The 1,589-nt window shown below is 74.4% G+C and carries 1 protein-coding gene and 1 pseudogene; one reads left to right on the forward strand and one right to left on the reverse strand.

Translation table 11 applies throughout. The features are described from left to right. A pseudogene (locus tag HUW36_RS32450) lies at window positions 1-316 on the reverse strand (endonuclease/exonuclease/phosphatase family protein); the annotation flags it as partial. Window positions 317-645: 329 nt separating this feature from the next. Here HUW36_RS32450 and HUW36_RS32455 point away from each other — a divergent pair. Continuing rightward, window positions 646-1,482, forward strand: coding sequence for a hypothetical protein (locus HUW36_RS32455; RefSeq protein ID WP_174531535.1), 837 nt, complete (start codon window positions 646-648; stop codon window positions 1,480-1,482). Window positions 1,483-1,589 lie beyond the last annotated feature (107 nt).

Raw genomic sequence — 1,589 nt, forward strand, 5'->3', positions numbered from 1 at the left:
CGCCGGCGTCGGCCGCCGGGGGGAGCCACGCCCGGCCGTAGAGCCCGGCCCAGACCAGCGCCGGCAGCAGGGCCGCGAGCAGCGCCCGGCGGGAACGGCGCAGCAGGGCCGCGAGCGCGAGCAGGGGTACGCCGAGGCCGAGCAGTGGGGTGGCGCTGTCGACCAGGCTGCCCAGGCCGTCGACGTTGGGCACGGCGCGATGCCCCACCAGGAGCAGCGCGAGCAGCACCGCGCAGGCCACGAGGACGAGTCCCCGTCGGCCCCGGCTGCCCGCGGGCCCTCCGGCGGCCCGCTCGTCGATCATCTGCTCCGTCACCGTCCGGATCGTATCGAGCGTCCACGCGGGTGGTGCGGTCGATCGCGGTACTCGTCGACGCCGCCTCGCCTCGGTGGACCGGGCCTGCCGGAGGGCCGGACGAACCGCGCGACCTCGGCCGAACGGTGGAGGCCCGCGACCGGCACCGATCACCGTCGCAGCCGCCCGATTCCTACCCCTTAAACGGACATGAGCGATCTTCCGGAGATTGGAGGTCTGAACCTTTCATGATTGTCCGGCGGTAATGCCGGGGCGGATACCGGCAAATTGTGGCGCATGCCACCAACCGACCCGATGGCAAGCGACCCGAAGCTTTCTAGCCTCGGCGGGTGCATCCCGACAACCCCGATCATCAGGACCTGTCCGCTCCGCGCCCGGTTCGCCGAACGATCGACCCGGCATCAGCCGAACGGAGGGTGGGGCGGCATCGTGCCCCCGAACCGCCCCGACGCGGCCCGACCCGGTCGGTGTCCGGCCGGATCGCGGTGGCCACCGGGGTGACCTGCTGCCTCGGGCTGATCGGGGTCGCCGGCGTCGGTGAGGCCGCACATCCCCACCTGGAGGTGCGCGAGGCGCTCGCCGACCGGGCCGCCACCGAACAGCGGGCCTCCCGCGACTTCACCCGCGCCGTACCACCGCTCGCCGCGCCCGTGCCGCCGGCGCCGTCGGCCACACCCGGCCCGGCGCCGACCCGGAAGAAGGCGCCGAAGAGGGTGGTCCGCCCCAAGCACCCCCGCCCGGTGGCCGGGCTGGACCAGCGGCAGATGGACAACGCCAGGACGATCGTCGACGTCGGGCGGGACATGAAGCTGCCCCGCCGCGCGCTCGTGGTGGCGGTTGCCACCGCGATGCAGGAGAGCGACCTCTACAACCTGGCCAGCGACGTGCTGCCGGAGTCCTTCGACTACCCGCACCAGGGCAGCGGCTCCGACCATGACTCGGTCGGCCTGTTCCAGCAGCGTCCCAGCAGCGGCTGGGGCACCGTCGCCGAGATCATGCGTCCGGCGTACGCCGCCCGGGCCTTCTTCACCGCCCTGGCCGAGGTGCCCGGCTGGGAGGAGATGAGCGTGACCGCCGCGGCCCAGGCGGTGCAGGTCTCCGCCTTCCCCGACGCGTACGCCAAGCACGAGGACCGGGCCGCCACGGTGGTGGCGGCCCTGGTCTGACCGGCTGCGCCCACGGTCAGGCGCGGGCGGTGCCCGGCACGCCGGCGGCGGCGGTCGGGGTGTCGGCGGGGACGCGGACGGCGGCGAGGATCTCCTCGATCCGGGCC

The sequence above is a fragment of the Micromonospora maritima genome (assembly GCF_902825405.1).
Lineage (GTDB): Bacteria > Actinomycetota > Actinomycetes > Mycobacteriales > Micromonosporaceae > Micromonospora > Micromonospora maritima.